The 21,689-nt window shown below is 67.7% G+C and carries 23 protein-coding genes and 2 pseudogenes; 14 read left to right on the forward strand and 11 right to left on the reverse strand.

Translation table 11 applies throughout. The features are described from left to right. Window positions 1-10 precede the first annotated feature (10 nt). Window positions 11-367, forward strand: coding sequence for an EF-hand domain-containing protein (locus tag ACXJJ8_RS05585; RefSeq protein ID WP_499027507.1), 357 nt, complete (start codon window positions 11-13; stop codon window positions 365-367). A gap of 55 nt (window positions 368-422) precedes the next feature. Further along, a pseudogene (acs, locus tag ACXJJ8_RS05590) lies at window positions 423-2,300 on the forward strand (acetate--CoA ligase); the annotation flags it as partial. 63 nt (window positions 2,301-2,363) lie between these two features. On the opposite strand, the gene rpmG reads toward acs, so the two are convergent. From rpmG to ACXJJ8_RS05635, 9 genes are all read right to left on the reverse strand, one after another. Then, the gene (rpmG, locus tag ACXJJ8_RS05595; RefSeq protein ID WP_036168663.1) at window positions 2,364-2,528 is read right to left on the reverse strand and encodes a 50S ribosomal protein L33; all 165 of its coding nucleotides are present in this window, start codon (window positions 2,526-2,528) and stop codon (window positions 2,364-2,366) included. A gap of 13 nt (window positions 2,529-2,541) precedes the next feature. Further along, the gene (gene rpmB / locus ACXJJ8_RS05600) at window positions 2,542-2,778 is read right to left on the reverse strand and encodes a 50S ribosomal protein L28 (RefSeq protein ID WP_499027509.1); all 237 of its coding nucleotides are present in this window, start codon (window positions 2,776-2,778) and stop codon (window positions 2,542-2,544) included. Window positions 2,779-2,958: 180 nt separating this feature from the next. Continuing rightward, the gene (locus tag ACXJJ8_RS05605; RefSeq protein ID WP_499027511.1) at window positions 2,959-3,318 is read right to left on the reverse strand and encodes a lipid-A-disaccharide synthase N-terminal domain-containing protein; all 360 of its coding nucleotides are present in this window, start codon (window positions 3,316-3,318) and stop codon (window positions 2,959-2,961) included. Window positions 3,319-3,320: 2 nt separating this feature from the next. Continuing rightward, window positions 3,321-4,046, reverse strand: a complete 726-nt coding sequence (locus tag ACXJJ8_RS05610) for a glycosyltransferase family 2 protein (protein WP_499027514.1) — start codon at window positions 4,044-4,046, stop codon at window positions 3,321-3,323. After that, window positions 4,043-5,050, reverse strand: coding sequence for an SDR family NAD(P)-dependent oxidoreductase (locus ACXJJ8_RS05615; protein ID WP_499027516.1), 1,008 nt, complete (start codon window positions 5,048-5,050; stop codon window positions 4,043-4,045). The genes ACXJJ8_RS05610 and ACXJJ8_RS05615 overlap by 4 nt, the downstream gene beginning before the upstream one ends. A gap of 82 nt (window positions 5,051-5,132) precedes the next feature. Beyond that, window positions 5,133-6,053, reverse strand: a complete 921-nt coding sequence (locus tag ACXJJ8_RS05620) for a ParB/RepB/Spo0J family partition protein (RefSeq protein WP_499027518.1) — start codon at window positions 6,051-6,053, stop codon at window positions 5,133-5,135. Continuing rightward, a complete protein-coding gene (locus ACXJJ8_RS05625; RefSeq protein ID WP_499027520.1) occupies window positions 6,050-6,871 on the reverse strand; it encodes a ParA family protein in 822 nt (273 codons plus the stop codon). Before ACXJJ8_RS05625 ends, ACXJJ8_RS05620 begins: the two co-directional genes overlap by 4 nt. A 55-nt stretch (window positions 6,872-6,926) precedes the next feature. Then, entirely contained in the window at window positions 6,927-7,574 is a 648-nt protein-coding gene (gene rsmG / locus ACXJJ8_RS05630; protein ID WP_499027522.1) for a 16S rRNA (guanine(527)-N(7))-methyltransferase RsmG, read from the reverse strand. Window positions 7,575-7,586: 12 nt separating this feature from the next. Continuing rightward, the gene (locus ACXJJ8_RS05635; RefSeq protein ID WP_499027524.1) at window positions 7,587-8,171 is read right to left on the reverse strand and encodes a 4'-phosphopantetheinyl transferase family protein; all 585 of its coding nucleotides are present in this window, start codon (window positions 8,169-8,171) and stop codon (window positions 7,587-7,589) included. 87 nt (window positions 8,172-8,258) lie between these two features. Between ACXJJ8_RS05635 and ACXJJ8_RS05640 the strand changes: the two genes are divergently transcribed. Together ACXJJ8_RS05640 and ACXJJ8_RS05645 are read left to right on the forward strand one after the other, a co-directional pair. After that, on the forward strand, window positions 8,259-9,608 hold the full coding sequence (locus ACXJJ8_RS05640; RefSeq protein WP_499027526.1) for an AMP-binding protein: 1,350 nt from the start codon (window positions 8,259-8,261) through the stop codon (window positions 9,606-9,608). A 161-nt stretch (window positions 9,609-9,769) separates the two neighbouring features. Further along, entirely contained in the window at window positions 9,770-10,039 is a 270-nt protein-coding gene (locus ACXJJ8_RS05645; protein ID WP_036168653.1) for a GlsB/YeaQ/YmgE family stress response membrane protein, read from the forward strand. A 97-nt stretch (window positions 10,040-10,136) separates the two neighbouring features. On the opposite strand, the gene xth is transcribed toward ACXJJ8_RS05645, so the two are convergent. Beyond that, the gene (xth, locus tag ACXJJ8_RS05650) at window positions 10,137-10,904 is read right to left on the reverse strand and encodes an exodeoxyribonuclease III (protein WP_499027529.1); all 768 of its coding nucleotides are present in this window, start codon (window positions 10,902-10,904) and stop codon (window positions 10,137-10,139) included. A 40-nt stretch (window positions 10,905-10,944) separates the two neighbouring features. On the opposite strand from xth, the pseudogene cysK reads away from it, so the two are divergent. Together cysK and ACXJJ8_RS05660 are read left to right on the forward strand one after the other, a co-directional pair. Further along, window positions 10,945-11,991 (forward strand): annotated as a pseudogene (cysK, locus tag ACXJJ8_RS05655) (cysteine synthase A); the annotation flags it as partial. Next, window positions 11,971-12,486 carry a glutaredoxin gene (locus tag ACXJJ8_RS05660; RefSeq protein ID WP_499028588.1) on the forward strand — a complete coding sequence of 172 codons (516 nt, stop codon included), beginning with the start codon at window positions 11,971-11,973 and terminating at the stop codon, window positions 12,484-12,486. The pseudogene cysK and the gene ACXJJ8_RS05660, both read left to right, overlap by 21 nt. Here ACXJJ8_RS05660 and ACXJJ8_RS05665 read toward each other — a convergent pair. Beyond that, on the reverse strand, window positions 12,483-13,901 hold the full coding sequence (locus ACXJJ8_RS05665; protein ID WP_499028592.1) for a coniferyl aldehyde dehydrogenase: 1,419 nt from the start codon (window positions 13,899-13,901) through the stop codon (window positions 12,483-12,485). The genes ACXJJ8_RS05660 and ACXJJ8_RS05665 overlap by 4 nt on opposite strands. Before the next feature lie 47 nt (window positions 13,902-13,948). Here ACXJJ8_RS05665 and ACXJJ8_RS05670 point away from each other — a divergent pair, with 47 nt between their 5' ends. The 8 genes from ACXJJ8_RS05670 (at window position 13,949) to ACXJJ8_RS05705 (ending at window position 21,689) form a co-directional block, all read left to right on the forward strand. Further along, a complete protein-coding gene (locus ACXJJ8_RS05670; RefSeq protein WP_499027531.1) occupies window positions 13,949-14,491 on the forward strand; it encodes a gamma carbonic anhydrase family protein in 543 nt (180 codons plus the stop codon). Between the two features lie 67 nt (window positions 14,492-14,558). After that, window positions 14,559-15,068: an RDD family protein gene (locus tag ACXJJ8_RS05675; protein ID WP_499027533.1), complete on the forward strand. Its 510-nt coding sequence runs from the start codon at window positions 14,559-14,561 to the stop codon at window positions 15,066-15,068. Between the two features lie 21 nt (window positions 15,069-15,089). Further along, window positions 15,090-15,770, forward strand: coding sequence for an RDD family protein (locus ACXJJ8_RS05680; protein ID WP_499027535.1), 681 nt, complete (start codon window positions 15,090-15,092; stop codon window positions 15,768-15,770). Further along, window positions 15,767-16,765 carry a stage II sporulation protein M gene (locus ACXJJ8_RS05685; protein ID WP_499027537.1) on the forward strand — a complete coding sequence of 333 codons (999 nt, stop codon included), beginning with the start codon at window positions 15,767-15,769 and terminating at the stop codon, window positions 16,763-16,765. Before ACXJJ8_RS05680 ends, ACXJJ8_RS05685 begins: the two co-directional genes overlap by 4 nt. Next, window positions 16,755-18,251 carry a DUF4129 domain-containing protein gene (locus ACXJJ8_RS05690; protein ID WP_499027539.1) on the forward strand — a complete coding sequence of 499 codons (1,497 nt, stop codon included), beginning with the start codon at window positions 16,755-16,757 and terminating at the stop codon, window positions 18,249-18,251. Before ACXJJ8_RS05685 ends, ACXJJ8_RS05690 begins: the two co-directional genes overlap by 11 nt. Continuing rightward, window positions 18,248-19,387: a DUF4350 domain-containing protein gene (locus ACXJJ8_RS05695; RefSeq protein WP_499027541.1), complete on the forward strand. Its 1,140-nt coding sequence runs from the start codon at window positions 18,248-18,250 to the stop codon at window positions 19,385-19,387. Before ACXJJ8_RS05690 ends, ACXJJ8_RS05695 begins: the two co-directional genes overlap by 4 nt. Then, entirely contained in the window at window positions 19,384-20,391 is a 1,008-nt protein-coding gene (locus ACXJJ8_RS05700; RefSeq protein WP_499027543.1) for an AAA family ATPase, read from the forward strand. The genes ACXJJ8_RS05695 and ACXJJ8_RS05700 overlap by 4 nt, the downstream gene beginning before the upstream one ends. Then, window positions 20,388-21,689: a DUF58 domain-containing protein gene (locus ACXJJ8_RS05705; RefSeq protein ID WP_499027545.1), complete on the forward strand. Its 1,302-nt coding sequence runs from the start codon at window positions 20,388-20,390 to the stop codon at window positions 21,687-21,689. The genes ACXJJ8_RS05700 and ACXJJ8_RS05705 overlap by 4 nt, the downstream gene beginning before the upstream one ends.

Raw genomic sequence — 21,689 nt, forward strand, 5'->3', positions numbered from 1 at the left:
TCAAATCAGAATGAACCCCGCACGTTCGCGTGCGGGGTTTTTGTTTGCCTGCCTCCTGGCGCCGGCGGCGTTGGTTCCCGTCACATCCGCCCAGGTCGTCGCGAGCGGCGACTACCTCGCACGCATGGACACCGACCACGACGGCCGCGTGTCGCTCGTCGAGTACCAGGACTGGCTGAGCTACGCGTTCGACGCGATGGACGCCGACCACGACGGTACGCTTTCGCCCGCCGAACAACCCGGCGGCCGCGGCAAGCCGCTCACGCGCGAAGCGCACCGTGCGCGCCTGGCCGACGCCTTCCGTCGGCAGGACGGCAACCAGGATGGCGTGTTGAGCGCCGCCGAACTCGCCGCCCCGCCGCGTTGAGGGCACACTGTCGGCCCACGTCGAGAGGGGGTGGCGCATGACCGGATCGACCGACTACGCGCGCGAATACGCGCAATCGCTGCGCGATCCCGATGGCTACTGGAAGACGATCGCCGAGCGGATCGACTGGATCGCGAAACCCACGCAGATTCGCGACGTCAGCTTCGACACCGCGGACTTCCGCGTCCGCTGGTACGCCGACGGCGTGCTCAACGCGAGCGTCAACTGCCTGGATCGCCACCTGGCGACGCGCGGCGACCGCACCGCGCTGATCTTCGAACCTGACGACGCGAATGGCGCGGCACAGCGCATCACGTACCGCGAACTGCACGCACGCACGTGCCGCCTCGCCAATGCGCTGCGCAATCTGGGCATGCGCAAGGGCGATCGCATCACGATCTACCTGCCGATGATCCCCGACGCCATCGTCGCGATGCTCGCCTGCGCGCGCATCGGCGCGATCCATTCGGTGGTGTTCGGCGGCTTCGCGCCGCAATCGATCGCAGACCGGATCGCCGACTGCCAAAGCAAACTCATCATCACCGCCGACGAGGGCCTGCGCGGCGGCAAGCGCATCGCGCTGAAGGCCAACGTCGACGCCGCCCTCGCCTTGCCCGGGACGAACTCCGTTGAAACCGTGCTGGTCGTACGTCACACCGGCGCCGCCGTCGCGATGCAGATGCCGCGCGACCGCTGGGTGGATGTCGTCGTCGATGGGCAGCCCGGGATCTGCGAACCCGAGCCGATGAACGCGGAAGATCCGCTGTTCATCCTCTATACCTCCGGTTCGACCGGCAAGCCGAAAGGCGTGCTGCATACGACCGGCGGGTATCTGGTGTTCGCGAGTTTCACGCACGAGCGCGCGTTCGGCCTGCGCGAGGACGACATCTTCTGGTGCACCGCCGACGTGGGTTGGATCACCGGCCACAGCTACATCGTGTACGGCCCGCTCGCGAACGGCGCGACCGCCGTCGTGTTCGAAGGCGTGCCGAGCCATCCGGATTTCTCGCGCTTCTGGCGCGTGATCGACAAACACCAGGTCACGATCTTCTACACCGCGCCCACCGCGATCCGCGCACTGATGCGCGAAGGCGACGCGCCCGTGCAGGCGGCCTCGCGCACATCGCTGCGCTTGCTCGGCACGGTCGGTGAGCCGATCAACCCCGAAGCGTGGCGCTGGTATCACGACGTCGTCGGTGATGCGCGTTGCCCCGTGGTCGATACCTGGTGGCAGACGGAAACCGGCGGGATCCTGATTTCCCCGCCGATCGGCATCCAGGCCAAGCCCGGCAGCGCGATGAAACCCTTCTTCGGCGTGCTGCCCGCGCTGGTGGATGCCGACGGCCACCTGCTCGAAGGCGAAGCGACCGGCAACCTCGTGCTGCTGGATTCCTGGCCCGGGCAGATGCGCACGGTGTACGGCGACCACCCGCGCTTCATCGAAACCTACTTCCGCACGTATCCCGGCATGTATTTCACCGGCGATGGTTGCCGGCGCGATGCCGACGGCGACTACTGGATCACCGGTCGCGTGGACGACGTGATCAACGTCAGCGGGCATCGCATCGGGACGGCGGAAGTCGAAAGCGCGCTGGTCTCGCACGCGAAGGTGGCCGAGGCTGCGGTCGTCGGTTTCCCGCACGACATCAAGGGGCAGGGCATCTACGCCTACGTGACCCTGGTGGCCGGAGAAAGCGAGAGCGATGCGCTGCGCGCGGACTTGATCGCGCACGTGCGCAATGAAATCGGCCCGATCGCGACGCCCGACCACCTGCAATGGGCGCCGGGCCTGCCCAAGACGCGTTCGGGAAAGATCATGCGGCGCATCCTGCGGAAGATCGCGGAAGACGCGCCGGAGCAACTCGGCGATACGTCGACGCTGGCCGATCCGTCGGTGGTCGAATCGCTCGTGGAAAACCGTCGCGGCGCCTGAGCGACAGGCAAAAAGAAACCCGCCTTCCGGCGGGTTCTTCGTATCGCATCGAACAGCGAAGGCTTACTTGATCTTGCCTTCCTTGTAGATCACGTGCTTCCGGACGACGGGGTCGTACTTCTTGACCTCCATCTTGTTCGGCGTGTTCTTCTTGTTCTTGTCGGTCGTGTAGAAGTGGCCGGTGTTGGCCGAGGAGATCAGGCGGATCTTGTCGCGCTTGCTTGCCATGGTCGTTTACTCCTCAGACCTTCTCGCCACGGGCGCGAAGCTGCGCCAGGACCGAGTCGATACCGTTCTTGTCGATGGTGCGCAGCGCGTGCGCGGAAACCTTCAGCTTGATCCAGCGGTTTTCGCTGGCGACCCAGAAACGACGCTCGTGCAGGTTGGGCAGGAAACGGCGACGGGTCTTGTTGTTCGCATGCGAGACGTTGTTACCCGTCTGCACGCTCTTGCCGGAAACTTGGCAAACGCGGGACATTGCGCACCTCGATTGGTCTGTGATGCACCCCATGGCCTGGGGTACGACGGCCACGCTGCAATGGGCCTTGGGGCCCGGGACTGCCGCAGCGAGCCGCGCATTATGCCCGCCCGATGGCCGCCGGGCTACCCCGGAGAGGCCAAAACCCCTTGATTCGACTGAATTCCGCTCCGAACGCGGTCAGTGGCTCGCCTTGTCCCGGTGCCAGCCGCGGTGCCGGATGTCCAGGTAGAGGCTGTACCCGGCCGTGAAGGCGGGGAAGAGGTTCTGGATCACGCCCACCGAGTCCTGCTTGGCCGAGAACACGAAGTAGGCCAGCGTCATGACCGACCCCACCAGGCTCATGTACCAGAACAGGCGCGGGATCACGGGCTTGCCGTGGCGGCGCGAGGCGACGAACTGCACCAGCCAGCGGCCGCCGAACATCAGCGCGCCGGTCAGGCCGATCAGCTTCCACGGGGACATGTGCAGGCCGGTCCACGCGAGCCACGGGACCGGGGCATTCATGACGTCCTGCGCGACGGGCACGGCCTCCAGCATCCTCAGGACTCCTCGACGCCCGTGCGCTTGCTGCGCACGATCAGCCAAGCCACGCCCATCAGGTCGCGGATGCCGACCAGGGCGCGGTTGAGGTTGTTGTACTTCGACACGCCGGTCGAGCGGGCGCGGTGGTTCACCGGCACGCTCACCGTCTGCCAGCCCGCGCGCTGCATCAGCGCGGGGAGATAACGATGCATGTGGTCGAAGTAGGGCAGGTCGAGGAAGGCATCGCGTTCGAAGAGCTTGATGCCGCAGCCGGTGTCGGGCGTGTCGTCGTGCAGCATGCGCGTTCGGATCGCATTGGCCCATTTCGAGGCCCAGCGCTTGCTGCCCGAATCCTGGCGATTGACGCGCCAGCCGGCGAACAGGCGGATCTCCGGCTTCGCCGCATCGCGCGCGGCGAGCAGCTTGGGAATGTCGGCCGGATCGTTCTGCCCGTCGCCATCGAGCGTCGCCACCCACGGCGCACGCGCATGGCGCACGCCGGTGCGGATCGCGGTGCTCTGGCCGCTCTGCTTCACGTGATGCAACACGCGCAGTTCCGGCACCTCGGACTTCAGCGCGCGCAATGCGGCGAGCGTGCCGTCTTTCGAATTGTCGTCGACGAAGATCGCTTCGAATTCCACGTGGCCGCGCAACGCGGCCACGACTTCCCGCAGCAAGGGACCGACGTTGTCCTGCTCGTTGAAGACCGGCACGACGACGGACAGCTGCGGGGCGTGGGTCAAGCCTTGTCTCCGAAGTACTCGCGGCACCAGCGCACGACGGGTGGCAGGCCGGTGTCGATGGGGGTCGCGGGTTCGAAACCGAAGTCCGCGTGGGCGCGCGCAGTATCCGCCATGGTCTCGACCATGTCGCCTGGTTGCATGGGCAGGTAGGTCTTTTCCGCCGGACGGCCCGCCGCGGCCTCGATGACTTCGATGAAGCGCTCCAGCTCCACCGGCGTGTGGTTGCCGAGGTTGTAGACGCGATGCGGCCCGCCTTCGGCCGCGTTCTCGCCCGCGGGGCGCGCCGGCGCGTCCATCGCACCGAGCACGCCGGCGACGATGTCGTCGATGTGCGTGAAATCGCGTCGCATGCGGCCGTGGTTGAACACCTGGATCGGCCGCCCGGCGAGTACCGCGCGCGAGAACAGCAGCGGCGCCATGTCGGGGCGGCCCCACGGGCCGTACACCGTGAAGAAGCGCAGCCCCGTCGCGCGTAGCCCGTAAAGGTGCGCGTAGGTGTGGGCCATCAGTTCGTTCGCGGCCTTGGTGGCGGCGTAGAGCGAACGCGGGCGGTCGATGCGCTGCGCTTCGGAAAACGGCGGCGTCGCCGAATCGCCGTACACCGACGACGAACTCGCATAGACCACGTGTTCGACGCCGCGATGCCGGCACAACTCCAGCATGTTGACGAAGCCGATCAGGTTGCTGTCGACGTAGGCGTGCGGATTTTCCAGCGAGTAGCGCACGCCCGCCTGCGCCGCGAGATGGATGACGCGGCCGAAGCGATGCGTGTCGAACAGCGCTTCGAGCGCTGCGCGATCGGTCAGGTCGATCTGCGCGATTTCGACGTCGGGACACAGCGCGGCGACGCGATCGCGCTTGAGCTGCGGATCGTAGTAGTCGTTGAAGTTGTCCAGGCCGACGACGTTCGCGCCGCGCGCATGCAACTCGCGGCAGGTGTAGGCGCCGATGAAACCGGCGGCGCCGGTGACGAGGATCGTTTCGGTGACAGCCGTGTCCGTCATGGCGCGTGCAGCTCCGCTTTTCGAAAATTGCCGCAGCCTAGCCGCGCGCACGTGCACGCGGCCTCACGCCCGTGCGACAGGCCTATTCGGCCTTGCCGCGCAGGCGTTCGAGGACGCCGTCGAGCGATTCCAGGTCCGAATAGTGGATCACCAGCCGGCCCTTGCCCGCGCGCCCGTGCAGGACGTTGACCCGCGTACCGAGGGTTTCGGACAACTCGCGCTCCAGCGTCGCGATGTCGGCCTGCGGCTTGGCCTTCGCTGGCTTGGCCTTGCGCGTCGCGCTGCCGTTGGCCACCTGGCCGGCCATCAGTTGTTGCACGCGATGTTCGACTTCGCGCACCGACCATTCGTGTTCGGCAGCCTGGCGCGCCAGCGCGACCGCGGCCTGCGGCGCGAGCGTCAACAGCGCGCGCGCATGGCCCATCTCGATGGCCTTGGTTTCCACGAGCACGCGGATTTCCGGCGGCAATTCCAGCAGGCGCAGCAGGTTGGACACCGCCGCGCGCGAACGGCCCACCGCATCGGCGGCCTGCGCGTGGGTGAGGTCGAATTCGTCGATCAGGCGCTGCAGCGCCAACGCTTCTTCCAGCGGATTGAGATCTTCGCGCTGGATGTTTTCGATCAGCGCCATCGCGATGACGGCGTGGTCGTCGACCACGCGCACGACCGCCGGGATACTCGCCAGGCCCGCGAGCTGCGAGGCGCGCCAGCGACGCTCGCCTGCGATGATTTCGAACCGCGCGCCCTTGCCGGCGTTGTCGATCTCGCGCACGACGATCGGCTGGATCACGCCTTGCGCGCGAATCGACTCGGCCAGCTCGGCGAGCTTGCCCTGGTCCATGCCACTGCGCGGCTGGTAACGGCCGGGCTGCAACTGGCCGACGGGCAACTGGCGCAGCATTTCGCCCGGCTGGGCTTCCAGCGGCGCGGTTTCGGCGGCGGCCTTCGGCCCGAGCAGGGCTTCGAGACCTCGCCCGAGGCCGCGCTTCTTCGCGACGGTCATGCTTGCACTTCCTTCTTCGGTTCCTGCGGCACGCTCTTGGCGGCCTGTTCGCGTTCGCGCTGGCGACGCATCACTTCACCGGCCAGGCCGAGGTACGCGACGCTGCCGCGCGAGGCCTTGTCGTAGGCGACGATGCTCTGCCCGTGGCTCGGCGCCTCGGCCAGGCGCACGTTGCGCGGCACGATGGTGCGGAACACGCGGTCGCCGAAGTGCTGCGTCAACTCCGCCGACACCGCGTTGGCGAGGTTGTTGCGCACGTCGAACATCGTGCGCAGCACGCCTTCGATTTCGAGCGTCGGATTGAGCCTGCGCTTGAGCGCCTCGATCGTGTCGATCAGCGCCGAGAGGCCTTCCAGCGCGTAGTACTCGCACTGCATCGGCACGAGGATCGAATCGGCCGCCGTCAGCGCGTTGAGCGTGAGCAGCGACAGCGCCGGCGGGCAGTCGATGATGATGAAGTCGTATTGGTCGCGGAGCGGCTCGAGCGCGCGCTTGAGGCGCTGCTCGCGGCCTTCCTCGTCCATCAGTTCGATTTCCGCTGCGGTGAGATCGATGTTGCCGGGAAGGAGGTCGAACCCTTCGGGCGTTTTCACGATCGCCGAAGGCGCGTGCATTTCCTCCAACAGCACGTCGGTGATGGATGCGCGCAGTTCGCGCTTGTCCACGCCGCTGCCCATCGTCGCGTTGCCCTGCGGATCGAGATCCACGAGCAACACGCGTTTTGGCGTGCGCGCCAGGGCCGCCGCGAGATTCACGGAGGTGGTGGTCTTGCCGACGCCGCCCTTCTGGTTGGCAACAGCGATGATGCGGGCCGTCACGGCGCGATGTCCCCCGGTGGTTCGGCGCTGCTCGGTGGAGGCGGCCGGATCCCGATTATGCCGCAGCCACGACGACGAGGTGCCGCTCGGCATCGAGACCGGGGACACGCATCGGATGCATCTCACGAATGCGCCATCCCCCCGGCAGCGCGGCGATCTCGTCGACGGGCACCACGCCCTTCATTGCGAGGAGAACGCCACCGGGTCGCAGGAGATGGCCGCCTGATTCCAGAATCGACGGCAGCGTGGCGAGCGCGCGCGCGGTGATCGCATCGAACCGGCCGGGGGCATCGAACGCCTCGATCCGCGATTCGACCGCCTCCGCGTTCGACAACCCGAGCTTGCGGATCGACTCGCGCAGGAAGCGCACCTTCTTGCCGTTGCTCTCCACCAGCGACACGCGCAGGCCCGGTTTGGCGATCGCGAGCGGAATCCCGGGCAGGCCCGCACCGGTGCCGAGATCGGCCAGGCTTGCGATGCCATCGACGTAAGGGTGCATCGCCAGGGAATCGAGCAGGTGCTTGGCGACCATCTCGCGCGGGTCGCGGATGGCGGTGAGGTTGTAGGTGGCGTTCCAGCGCACCAGCAGCGCGAGGTAGTCCAGCAGGGGCGTGGACAGGGCGAGATCGAGGCCGAGCACGCGCAGGCCCGCTTCGAGTTCGGGGCGCAAGGCGGTGAGATCGGGGGCGTTGGGTGTCGTCATGGGGCGCGCATCTTAGCGGCCGCGCCACGCGAGCGCCGCACGATAGCCGGGCCGCGGCGCCCATTCATGCACCGACCACGGGCCCCCGAGGCCGGCATCCGGGTGCGTCATCGCCAGGCCGCCTTCGAGATCGGCCAACCCGAATTTGTCCAGGCCGTACGCGATCCCCCGCCCATGCGCCTTCAACACCGCTTCCTTCGCGCACCACAGGCGAAGGAAGGCCTCGTTGCGGTCGGGTTCGGGCAAGGCGCGCAGCCAATCGTGTTCGGTGGCATGGAAGAAGCGGTGCGCGAGTTCGAGCGCGCGCGGGCGCGGGCGGGCGCGTTCGAGATCCACGCCGACGTCCACGCCTTGCCCCAGGGCGATCAGCAAACCATCGCCACTGTGGCTCCAACTCACGTCCAGATCCTGCAGCGCGCCGGCCAGGCGGGGCCGGCCGAGTGCATCGCGTTGCAGGTCGATCGCAGCGGCCGGCAGCGCGAGCACCGCCGCGAGCCAGTCGCGCACGAGCGGCTCGGCAGGCGTTCCGCGCGCGTGGTCGCGCCAGGTCCAGCGCGGCAGCGGGGCCGGGTCGGCCGATGTGAAGGCGGGTTCCATCGTGTGGGCGAACAATCCCGGGACAGGCAAGCCAGCGTAAAGTACGCGAAGGGGGGCGGCTCAGGCCGCCAAGGGAAAAGCAGGGCCATGTCCGCAGTCATCGAGACCGGCGCGCGCGCGCCGCATACATCCATTGCCGCGGGCGATCCGTCGCGCGCGGTGGTGTTCGACGCACGTGGGGACGTGCCGCTCGACACCTTCCTGTCGCAAGTGCGCGGCGTGGCCGCAATGCTCCCGTCCGGCCGGCACGCCATCAACCTGTGCGAAGACCGTTATCGCTTCCTCGTCGCTTTCTGCGCGATCGCGATGCGCGGGCAGACCAACCTGCTGCCGCCTTCGCGCGCGCCGGGCATGGTCGACGAAGCGATGGCGCAGCATCCCGACAGTTATTGCATCGGCGACGGCGAACTCACGCCCTCGCCCGCGCGTTACCTGCGCCTGCCCGACGTTTTGCCCGAACGCGTCGGTGAAACACCGACGCTCGACGACGAGGCCCTCGTCGCGATCGGCTACACCTCCGGCAGCACCGGCCGCCCGCAGGCGAATCCGAAAACCTGGGGCAGCTTCCGCCGCAGCACCGCGCAGAACCTGGCTGCGTTGGCCGATCTTTGGCCCGAAGGCGATGCGCACGTCGTCGCCACCGTGCCGCCGCAACACATGTACGGCATGGAGATGTCGGTGCTGTTGCCGCTGCTCGGGCCGGTGGCCGTGCATGCGGCGCGTCCATTCTTCCCCGAAGACATCGCGCAGTCGCTCGCGCATGCACGGGCACCGCGCATCCTGGTGACCACGCCGGTGCACCTGCGCGCGCTGCTGGTCTCCGGCTGCGCGTTGCCGACGATGCGCGCGATCGTGTCGGCGACCGCGCCGCTGTCGGCGGAGCTCGCGGCGCAAGCCGAAGCGCGTTTCGGCTGCGAAGTGCGCGAAGTCTTCGGTTCGACGGAAACCTGCGTGATTGCGCGCCGGCGCACCGCGTGCGAAACCGCGTGGACGCCGCTTCCCGGCGTGCGCGTCGTTCCGCAGCCCGATGGCACCGCCGTGCATGCACCGCACCTGGAAACGCCGGTCGTGCTCGCCGACCTGGTCGAAGTCCAACCCGACGGTGGCTTCCTGCTGCGCGGCCGCAATGCCGACCTGCTCGAAATCGCCGGAAAGCGCGCGTCGCTCGGCGACATGACGCGCAAGCTGCTCGCGATCCCCGGCGTGGAGGACGGCATCGTTTTCCAGCTCGACGAGCCGGGCGAAGGGGGTGTGCGCCGCATTGCCGCGCTTGCCGTCGCACCGACGCTCGACGAAACGCAGATCCTTGCAGCGCTGCGGCGCGCGCTGGATCCGGTATTCCTGCCGCGGCCATTGCGTTGCGTGCCCATCCTGCCGCGAAACGAAACCGGAAAGCTGCCGCGCGAAACGCTCGCGGCGTTGCTGGCGGGCGCGTGACGCGCTCTTCACGGGTTTCGCAAACCGCTGAAAACAAGCCGCTTTTAGACGTTCCAGAGTTCTGACTCCATCTTCACGCCTGCCCGCAGAGACTGCCGCCGAACCTCCTTCCCCTGGGAGGTCGATCGGAATTCGCTGACAATTTCAAAAGGAGTGGGTGCATGAACATCATCATCTGGTTGATCGTTGGCGGCATCGTCGGTTGGCTGGCAAGCCTCATCATGAGGACCGATGCGCAGCAGGGCATCATCCTCAACGTGATCGTCGGCATCGTCGGCGCGTTCCTGGGCGGCTGGCTCGGCGGCATGCTCGGCATCAGCGGCGCCAACATCAACGATGGCTTCAGTGTCACGGGCTTCATCATCTCGCTGATCGGCGCGGTGGTCCTGCTCGCGATCGTCAATCTGTTCCGCCGCGGTCGCGTGCGCTAAGCACTGCGTACAACGACATGCAGGGCGCGGTCACGGATGGCCGAAGTCCCGCGACAGAAGCAAAGCCCGGCCTCGCGCCGGGCTTTGTTTTTTGCGGTCAGTCGATCTGCACCCACACCGGCGTGTGGTCGCTGGGCCGGTCCCAGGTGCGTGGGGTGGTGTCGATGCCGGCGGCCCTCGTGCGCGCTTTCAACGCGTCGCTGACCAGCACCAGGTCGATGCGCAATCCCCAGTTGCGCTGGAACGCCGCGAGCCGGTAATCCCACCAGCTGAATTGGCCGCCCTCCTCGTTGAACAGGCGGAAGCTGTCGTGCAGGCCGAGGTCGAGCAGCGACCGCAGCGCCTCGCGCTCGGGCGTGGAGCACAGGATCTTTTCGCGCCAGCGCTTGGGATCGTGCACGTCGCGATCGTCGGGCGCGATGTTGAAATCGCCCATCACGACGAGGTTCGGATGTGCGACCAACTCGGCGCGCAGCCATTCGCGCACGGCGGCGAGCCATCGCAGTTTGTATTCGAACTTCGCGCTGCCCACGCTCTCGCCGTTCACTACGTACAAATCCACGATGCGCAGATCGCCGACGGTGGCGGCCAGCACGCGCTTCTGCGGATCGTCGAAATCCGGGATCGCGGTGATGCACTCGCTGCTGAACGGAATGCGGCTCAGCAGTGCCACGCCATTGTAGGTCTTCTGCCCGCAGAACACGCTGCGGTAGCCCAGGGCGGCGAGGTCCGAATCCGGGAAGCGCTCGTCGTCCAGCTTGGTTTCCTGCAGGGCGACGATGTCGGGCTGCGCCTCGCGCAGCCATTGCGACAGGTGCGCCATGCGCACGTTGAGCGAATTGACGTTCCAGCTGGCGATCTTCAAGCAGGCGGTCCCATTGGCGCGCGCGGTTCCGTTGGTCCTGATGCAGGGTCATGCCCATGCCGGGCCGAACGGAGACAGCAAGGTGCGGTACGACACGATACTCGACACGATCGGCAACACGCCGCTGGTGCGCCTGGGCAAGCTCGCGCCGCCGGGCGTCAACGTCTACGCGAAGCTCGAATCCTTCAATCCGATGGCCTCGGTCAAGGACCGAATGGCGCGCGCGGTGATCGAAGCCGCCGAACGCACGGGCGCGCTCGCACCGGGCCAGACCGTGATCGAAGCCACAAGCGGCAACACCGGCATCGGCCTGGCGATGGTGTGCGCGCAGAAGGGTTATCCGCTGGTCGTGGTGATGGCGGAGAACTTCAGCATCGAGCGGCGGAAGTTGTTGCGCTTCCTCGGGGCGAAGGTGGTGCTCACGCCCGCCGCGGACAAAGGCTCGGGCATGCTGGCGAAAGCCGTCGAACTGTCGGAGGCGCACGGTTGGTATCTGTGCCGGCAGTTCGAAAATCCCGCGAACGCCGAAGTCCACATGCGCACGACGGCGAAGGAAATCCTCGCCGATTTCGCCGACGTGCCGTTGCATTGCTTCGTCACCGGCACCGGCACGGGCGGCACGCTGCTGGGCGTGGGCCGCGTATTGCGGCAAACCGATCCGCGCATCCGCATCGTGGTGGCCGAACCGGACAACGCACCGATCCTCGCCAGCGGCATTCCGCAGCCGCGCGATGCGACCGGGGAACCCAGTCGCAGCCATCCGCATTTCCAACCGCACCTGATCCAGGGATGGACCCCGGATTTCATTCCGAGACTGACCGAATCGGCGCGCGATGAGCACCTCGTCGACGAGATCGTGCCCATCGCCGGCAACGAAGCGCTGCGCCTGGCGCGCGAACTCGCGACGGTCGAAGGCATCCTCGTCGGGACATCGGGCGGCGCGACACTCGCCGCGGCCCTCACCGTCGCGCAACGCAGCGCACCGGGCACCAACATCGTGTGCATGCTGCCCGACACCGGCGAGCGCTACATGTCGACGCCGCTGTTCGAGCACATCAGCGAAACGATGAACGATGACGAAGTTGCGATCTCGCGCTCGACGCCCGGCTATCGCTTCGATCGCGCACCGCCGCCCTCTGCGTGTGCCGTGCCGGCGCCGTCGCAGGCGCCCGCGGAAGAACCACTCGATGCGAGCGCCGAAGCCTTCGTCGCACAGGTCGTGCGCGACAAACCCGTCGTGTTGTTCGCGCTGGAGTGGTGCGAATTCTGTTGGGCGGTGCGCAAGTTGTTTGCGCGGATGGGGCTCGCATACGAAAGCGTCGACCTGGATTCGGTCGCGTACCAGCAAGGCGATCTCGGCGTAAAAATCCGCGCCGTGTTGCGGGCGAAGTTCGCACCGACGATCCCGCAGATCTTCATCGGCGGCGAGCGCATCGGGGGTTGCACGGAGTTGTTCGATGCGATGCGCAGCGGGGAACTGCAGCGGCGGCTCGATGCCCTGGGCGTCGCGTACGATCGCAGGCTCGCGCTGGACCCCTACACGCTGCTACCGAACTGGGTGCATCCGCGCGAGCCGGCCTAGCGCGCGAGGAAGCGCACCAGCCGATCGACGAATCCGGTATACGGCGGCCGCAACAAGTCGGTCGCCGCCCACCGCGATTGATGCAGGATCGGCAGCAATTTGCTGAACGTCTCGAAGCCGGCGCGGCCATGGATCGCCCCCATGCCGCTGGGCCCGCTGCCGCCGAAAGGCAAGGTATCGACCGCGAAATGCACGAGTGTGTCGTTCACGGTGACGCCGCCGGGCAGGGTCGCGCCGACGATTCGCTCCACCGTCGCGCGTTGATTGGAGAAGGGATACAAGGCCAACGGCCGATCGTGCGTGCCGATGTAGGACAGCGCGTCGTCCAGGCGCGCGTACGCTTTTACCGGAAGGATCGGGCCGAAGATTTCGTCGCGCATGAGCGCGCTGTCGTCCGGTGCATCCAGCACGATCGTGGGCGGAATGAGGCGTTCCGCCTGCATGCGCTCGGCCGCGACATCGATGAGCGGCACGACCGTCGCGCCGCGCGCACGCGCATCCGCAAGCAAGCCCTGCAACCGGTCGAACTGCGCGGTGTTGATGATGCGCGTGTAGTTCGAGGCGTCCGACAGGTCGCCGAAACGCGCGGCCACCTGCGCACGCAACGCATCGACGAACGCTTCGCGTCGCGCGGCATCCACCAACGCGTAATCCACGCCGATGCACGTCTGCCCCGCGTTGAACCACTTGCCGCTCGCGATCCGCGCCGCGGCCAGGTCGAGCGGAAAATCCGGCGCGACCACCGCCGGCGCCTTGCCGCCGAGTTCGAGGGTAACCGGCGTGAGGTTCGGCGCAGCGGCGGCCATCACCTTCCGGCCGATCGCGGTCGAACCGGTGAACAGCAGATGGTCGAAGGGCAGCGCGGAAAATGCGGCGCCGAGGTCCGCGCCGCCCACCGCGACCGCCACGCGATCGGCGGGAAACACGTCGGCCAGCAACGCGTGCAGGAATTCGCTCGTGCGCGGCGTGTGTTCCGACGGCTTGAGGTACACGTGGTTGCCCGCCGCGATCGCCGACACCAGCGGCACGAGCGCGAGGTTCACCGGGTAATTCCAGGGGCTGATGATGCCGACCACGCCGACGGGCATCGGCCGCAATTCCCCGCGCGCCGGCCAGAACTTCCAGCCCACGCCCACGCGACGCGGCTTCGCCCACTGGCGCACCTTGCGGCGCGCCAAGTCGATCTCCGACAGCGTCACCGTCGCCTCGGAGATGAGGTTTTCGTGCGGCGAGCGATGTCCGAAGTCGGCGCGGATCGCAGCATCCATCGCGTCGAGCCGGCGCGCGAACACGTGGCGCAGGCGGCCGAGGTCGGCGCGGCGCTGCTCCAGGCTCGGCTTGTTCGCGCGCCAGGCGCCGCGGAGCCGCTCCAGCGTCGGCCCGAGCTCCGCCAACGACGGCGACTGTGCATTCATGTCGTTCATGCCGGCAGTGTATGCGCTGGTGTCCTTACAATGCCCGCATGTCGATTCGTCCCTATTCCGGCCACCTGCCCACCCTCGGCGAGCGCGTGTACGTCGATCCCGCCGCCACCGTCATCGGCGATGTCGTGCTCGGTGACGACGTCTCCCTGTGGCCCGGCACCGTCGTGCGCGGCGATGTCAACTTCATCCGCATCGGCGCACGCACCAATCTCCAGGACGGCACCGTCGTCCACGTGAGCCACGATGGTCCGCACGCGAAGCTGGGCGGCTTCGCGACCGTTATCGGGAGCGACGTGACCATCGGTCACAAGGCGATCGTGCACGCCTGCCGCATCGAGGATGCGTCGTTGATCGGCATGGGCGCGATCGTGCTGGACGGGGCGGTCATCGAAAAACACGGGTTCGTCGGTGCCGGTGCGCTCATTGCACCGGGCAAGGTCGTCGGCAGCGGCGAATTGTGGCTGGGCAATCCGGCCAAGCGCGTGCGGATGTTGTCGGATGCGGAAATCGAGGGGCTCTATTACTCCGCCGGTCACTACATTCGGTTGAAGGACCAGTACCTGGCGGCCGCCACGCCCTGAGTTGCGGCCGCTTCCCCGGCAGTCCAAAGTAGCGGCGGGGAAAGTCGCAAACAACAGGGGACACACAATGCAGGACACCAACGGCGTCAATCCGTACGCCGCGCCGGGCGCGCGCATCGAACAAACGCAATACGTCACCGAGCAGTTCGCACTCGCCTCGCGCGGCAAGCGCCTGGGCGCGGTGTTGCTCGATAGCCTCGTCTTCGTGCTCGCCTTCTTCATCTGCATGGTGCCGTTGATGATGATCAAGGATGCAACGGGCTCGTCGTCGCCCAACGTCATGTTCGGCGTGATGGGCGTGGTTGCCCTGATCCTAGGCGTGGTCAACCTTGTTCAACTGCACAAGACGGGACAGACCATCGCCAAGCGCTGGCTGGGCATCCGCATCGTCCGTTCCGACGGCAGCCGCGCGAGCCTCGGACGCATTCTGGCCCTGCGCAGCCTGGTGCCGGGCATCATCGGTGCGATTCCGGTCATCGGCTTCCTTTTCAGCCTCGCCGATCCGCTCTTCATCTTCGCCGACGACCGCCGCACGCTGCACGACAAGATCGCCGACACGATCGTCGTCGACGCGTAACGCATCGCGTCGTACCGCGGCATGCTCGACACCGTACGCGAAGTCCACACGCCCGAAGGCGTCGCGTTGCGATTGCCGACTGCCGGCCCGGTCCCACGCGCACTCGCGTGGGCCCTGGACCTCGCGATCCGTGGCGGCATCGCGATCGCGGCCAGTTCGGTGCTCCTCGCATTGCAGCAGGCCGGCGCGGGTTTGTACGCGATCGTGATCTTCGCGCTGATGTGGGGCTATCCGATCGTGTGCGAGGGCGCGTTCAACGGGCAGACCCCGGGCAAACGCGTGATGGAACTGCGCGTGGTCTCCGCCGACGGGGCGCCCGTCGGCTGGATCGCGGCGATCGTGCGCAACCTGCTGCGCACCGTCGACATGCTGCCGTTCGGTTACACCGTCGGTTTGATTTCCAGTCTCGCCGATCCGCATGGCCGTCGCATCGGCGACATGGTCGCGCACACTGTGGTCGTGCACGTCGCGAACGAACGCGCACGCCCGCCGCTGGTCGAGGTCGAAGCACTCGGTCCCGTGGTGCCGCTGCGCCCCGCCGAACAGGCGGCGGTGATCGCATTCGCCGAACGCGCGCCGCGCCTGACGCCCGAGCGCCAACGTGAGCTCGCCGACATTGCCGAAGTGGCGACCGGTGCGCGCGGCGATCTCGGCGTGCGGCGCCTGGCCGGCATCGCGAACTGGTTGCTGGGCCGCCGATGAGACAGGAGCAATTCGTCGCGCGCCACGCCGGGGAGTGGAGCGATTTCGAAGCGTGGCTCCAGGCGCGCGCGCACAGCCCGCGTCGCGCGCGCAACGACCGAACCTGGCGCGGCTTGCCCGACGAAGATGCCCCGCACGCGTATCGCCGCCTGTGCCAGCATCTCGGCCTCGCGCGCCGCCGCAATTACAGCCCCGCGGTCGTCGATCGCCTGCAACAATTGATGCAACGCGGGCACACGGCCCTGTATCGCGCCGCGCCGCCGCGCTGGTCGCGCATCCCGCGTTTCTTCCTCGCCGAATTCCCGCGCCTGGTCCGCGCCGAACGCGGCTGCATGGCAGTCGCGCTCGCATGCTTCGTGCTCCCGCTGGTCGCGATGTTCCTGCTCGTGCGCTGGTCTCCCGAACTTGCGTCCAGCGTGCTCGGCCAGGCGCAAATGACCGAGATGGAAACGATGTACGCCTCGGCGCAGGCGACGGGGAAGATCGGGCGCGACAGCGGCACCGACGTGGGCATGTTCGGCTTCTACATCCTCAACAACATCTCCATCGGTTTGCGGACCTTCGCGGCCGGATTGTTGGCCGGCATCGGCAGCATCTTCATGCTGGTCTACAACGGCGTGCTCTTCGGGACGATCGGCGCGCACCTGCAGAACGTCGGCCTCGGGCCGAACCTGTGGCGCTTCGCCGCGGGCCACGGCAGCTTCGAACTCACCGCGATCGTGATCGCCGGCGGCGCGGGGCTGCGGCTGGGCCTGGATTTCATCGCGCCGGGCCGGCGCAGCCGCGTCGATGCACTCATCGAAGGCGGCAAGCGCGGTGCGCGCCTGTGCCTGGGCGTCGCCCTGATGTTGTTGATCGCAGCCTTCATCGAAGCGTTCTGGTCGTCGATGGCGACACTGCCTGCAACGCTGATGTACGCGGTCGCTGGCGTGTTGTGGACGCTGGTGTTCGCGTGGCTCGCCTTCGGCGGCAGGGGCCTGCCCGATGCGGATTGACCAGATTTCCGTCGAACTGCGCCCGCGTTCCTCGTGGGAAGCCGTCGAACTCGGCACCGCGCTCGTGCGCACGCATGCGCGCGCGATCTGGATTCCCTACGTGCTGGTCACGCTGCCGGTGTTCATCGCGTTGTGCGGCGCCTTCGCGTGGATGGGTCGGCTGGAATGGGTGGGCCTTGCGTATTGGTGGCTCAAGCCGGTGTTCGACCGCATCGTGCTGTTCGTCGTCTCGCGCGCGGTGTTCGGCTCGGTGCCGGGCGTGCGCGAAACACTCGCCGCGCAGCGCACGTGGGGATGGCGCTGGATGGCGCACTATCTGACGTGGCGGCGCTTCAGCCCTTACCGCGCGCTGTACCTGCCCGTCGACCTGCTTGAAGGTGGCACGCACAAACGCCAGCGACGAAACGTCATCGGCGGTTCGGCGCGCGGCGTGGCGGCGTGGCTGACGGTGGCGTTCGCCAACTTCGAAATCGCGTTCTTCGCCGGCGTGATCGCGCTCGTGCCGATGTTCACGCCCGTCGATGCCTGGCGAGGGCTGGCTGAAGGATTCGGTCTGTCGTACTTCGCGCAATCGACCTGGCTGCAAGTGGCGACGGCGGCGCTCACCTACCTTCCGACGACCTTGCTCGAACCGTTCTACATCGGCGCCGGTTTCGGCCTGTACCTCAATCGCCGCACGCAACTGGAAGCGTGGGACGTCGAACTCGCGTTCCGCCGGCTGCGCGAACGCCTCGGTGGCGCGCTGCTCATCGTGTTCTTCACGGTGGGCCTCGCCTTCGCGCCCGGGCATCGCGCAAGCGCCGCGCCGGCGAAGCGCGACACGCCCGCGTTGCGCGAGGCGATGGGCGATGCGTACGTCGATGCCGCCGATTTCGAGAAAGCCGTCCAAGCGACCGAGAAGGACCCGCTGCTGCATCCGATCGAGCGCCGCACGATGTGGGTGCCGCGCAATCTCGAGAAAAAGAAGCCTGCGAACGCAGGTCCGATCGTCCTGTTCATCGCGGGGATGATCGCCGGTATCGTGAAGTACGCGCTGTGGATCGTGCTCGGCCTGTTGGTGGGCCTGTTGCTCTGGACGTTCCGGAGCTGGTGGCCATGGCTGCGTGCGGCGGTGCCGCAGCGGTCCGCGGCGCCTTCGCCGATCGACTCCGCGCCGCTCGATGCCGATCAGGCCTTGCCCGACGATGTCGCGACCGCCGCGCGTGCGCTGTGGTCGCAAGGCCTCGCGCGTCGCGCACTCGCGCTGCTGTACCGCGCCAGTGTCGAGAGCATGGTCGCCCGCACGGGCGCGGCGCTCGTGCCCGGCGCGACCGAAGCCGAATGCTTGCGCGCATCGCGTGCGCTGGGTGCCGCCGAAGATCGCGACGTATTCGCGCGCGTCGTGCGCACCTGGCAATACGCCGCCTATGCCCACCGGATGCCGGCACGGGCCGACTTCGAATCCTTGCTCTCCCTCGCCTGCGAGCGTTTCGGATGGACACGATGACGAACGGCAAGCCGATCGCCATCGGCGTGATCGCACTGGCCGCGGTCGGGTTGCTCGTCGCCTGGTTGGTGCTCGCCTTCGAACGCAAGGCGGTCGATCTTCCGCTCCCGCCGAAGGGCGAGGCGGTCTACAACCCGCTGTACGCGCTGAAGATCGCGCTGCAGCACGACCATCAGCGCGTGCAATCGCGGCCGCACCTGTTCGATGAAAAGCATCCGCTGCAGCCGGGCGACACGGTCCTGCTCCTCGCCGATCCCGCGCGGCTGTCCCGGCGTGAAGTGGAGGCGCTGCGCGCGCATGTTGCGCGCGGTGGCCACCTGATCGTGCAGGCGCCGGCCGCGTTGCCGGAAAAAAGCGGGCGCGACGCCACGCTGCTCGCGGGTCTTGGCGTCGGCCGACATCGTTTCGTCGACGACGCGTGTCTCGCGCCCGCGGCCGGAACGCAAGCAGGCAAGGCCGACAAATTCGATGGCCGATTGCTTTGCGCCGATCGCTTCCGGCTCGACAAGGACGCCGCACCGGCGCTGTCCTGGGGTGACTCGGAGGGCGAGGGATTCGCCCGATTCCGCGAAGGCGCGGGCACGATCGATGTCGTCGCCACGCTCGACCCGATGCGATCCCCGGCGCTGCGTTACACGGCCAACCGCGATTTCGCTCGCCAACTGCTCCAACCCAACTGGAATCGCGGCACGTTCCACCTCATCTACGCCTCCGAAATGCCGTCGCTGTGGCGCCTGTTGGCGGAAAACGCATGGCGCGCCCTCGTCGCGCTGGCGCTGTGCATCGCGGGATGGTTGTGGATGCGCATGCAGCGCTTCGGCCCGCGCCTGCCGTCGCCGCCCGATGCGCGCCGTTCGCTGCTCGAACACGTGCAAGCCACCGGCGATCATCTTTATCGCTATGGCCGCGCGCACCTGTTGCATTCAGCGCTGCGCGCGCACGTGATCGCGCGCCTGCGCCGCACCGATCCGATCGCCGCCGCGCTGGAAGGCCAGGCGCAGGTCGACCGCCTCGCACGCCGCACCGGCTTGCCCGCCGCCGACATCGCCGATGCGCTGCAAGCGCCGCGGCCATTCGACGCCAAGGATTTCCGCTACCGCATCGCCCGCCTCATTGCCCTGGGACGACACACATGAACGACATCGCCACGCCGGCCTCGCCGGTTGTTCCTTCCAACGCGATCATCGGCGAGGCGCTCGTCGCGCAAGCCGCCGCCATCCGCGATGAAGTCGCGAAGGCCTTCATCGGCCAGGATGCGGTGCTCGACCAGGTGATCGTCGCGCTGCTTGCCGCCGGCCACGTGTTGCTCGAAGGCGTGCCGGGCCTGGGCAAGACGCTGCTCGTGCGCGCACTCGCGCAGGCGCTGGGCTGCAATCACGCGCGCGTGCAGTTCACGCCCGACCTGATGCCGAGCGACATCAGCGGCCATGCGGTCTATGACCCGAAGACCGAACGCTTCCAGGTACGCCGCGGCCCGGTCTTTACCAACCTGCTGCTCGCCGACGAAATCAACCGCGCACCGGCGAAGACGCAGTCGGCGTTGCTCGAAGCGATGCAGGAACAGCAGGTCACGATCGAAGGCCAGAGTTTCCCGCTCGCGCCGCCGTTCATGACGCTCGCAACGCAGAATCCGCTCGAGCTGGAAGGCACGTATCCGTTGCCCGAAGCGCAGCTCGACCGTTTCCTGCTCAAGCTGTTGATCGGCTATCCGAGCCTGGCCGACGAAAAACGCATGGTCGCCGCGGTGAGCGAAGGGCGCATGGCCGCCGATTTCGATCTTGCGAGCGTGCGGCGCGTCGTCGCCGATGGCGACATCGTGCGGCTGCAACTCGGCACGGCCGCCGTGCGCGTGGATCCGGCGGTGATCGATTACGCCGTGCGCGTCACCGCCGCCACGCGCAAGTGGCCGGGCATCGCGCTCGGCGCGGGGCCGCGCGGCAGCATCGCGCTCGTACGCACCGCGCGGGCGCAGGCCGTGCTCGCGGGACGCGACTTCGTCACGCCCGACGACATCCGCGAAATCGCCAAGCCCGCGCTGCGCCATCGCATCGCCCTCGCCCCGGAGCTGCAGATCGAAGGCCAGGCGCCAGACGACGTGCTGCACGCGCTGCTCGCCAAGGTGGAAGCGCCGCGCCAGTGAGGCCCGCACCGCCCCTGCTGTGGGCGCTGGCCGCGTGGGCGCTGGTTGGCGCACTCGCGAGTGCGGCGCTCGTGCCGCCGCTGGCGTGGACCTTGGCCGGCGGAGCGTTGCTGTGCGTGCTGCTCGTCGATGGCTGGCGTTTGCGTCGTCGTGCGGTGCCCGACGTCGCGCGCCACATGCCCGATGCGCTGCCGCTCGGCGTCGAGCGCGAAGTGACCCTGCAGATCGACAACGGCGGCGCGCCGCTGCGCATGGACGTGCATGACCTGCACCCCGGCGCATGGGCGGCGCAAGGCTTGCCGCGTTCGCTGACGCTGCAACCCGGCACGAGCGCGACCTTCTCCTACACGCTGAAGCCGATCGAACGCGGCGACCACGTGTTCGAAGGGGTGCACGTCCGGCTGCATTCGCCGTGGCGCCTGTGGCGTCGCGCGCTGGTCGCGGGGACTGCGCGTTCGGTGCGTGTCTTCCCGAACTTCGCGCCGCTCACGCGCCTTGCGATGTTGACTGCGGACCAGGCCTCGCGCCTGGTCGGCGCGCACCTCAAGCGCCGTCGCGGCGAAGGCACCGACTTCCACCAGATGCGCGACTACCGCGTCGGCGACAGCCTGCGCCAGGTGGACTGGAAGGCGACCTCGCGCATGCGCCGCCTGATTTCGCGCGAATACCAGGAAGAGCGCAACCAGCAGCTCATCGTGGTGATGGACACCGGCCGCCGCATGCTCGCGCGCGATGGCGAGCTCACGCATTTCGATCGGGTGCTCGATGCCGCGCTCGTCGTGTCGTACGTCGCGCTGCGGCAGGGCGACGCGGTCGGCTTGCTCGCGACGGGCGGCGACCAGCGTTTCGTCGCGCCGCGGCGCGGCATGGCCGCGATCGACACGCTGCTGCAGGCGACCTACGACGTGCAGCCAAGCCCGGTGGCCACCGACTATCTCGCCGCCGCCTCCGAACTCGCGACGCGGCAGACACGTCGCGGCCTGATCATGCTCGTGACCAACCTGCGCGACGAAGACATCGACGACTTGCTGGCGGCGGTGCGCATGTTGCAGCGGCGCCATCGCGTGGTCGTGGCGAGCCTGCGCGAAGAAGCGCTGGACGCCTCACTGGAAAGCACCACCGATGATCTGCCGGGCGCGTTGCGCACCGCCGCGGTCGCGCGCTATCTCGAACAACGCAAGGCCGCGCACGATGCGCTGCGCTCCCAGCACGTGCACGTGCTCGACGTGACGTCCGAACAATTGCCCGGCGCCCTCGTCGAGCGTTACCTGGCGATCAAGCGCGACGGCGCGCTGTAA

This window comes from Lysobacter sp. P5_C4 (assembly GCF_054049695.1).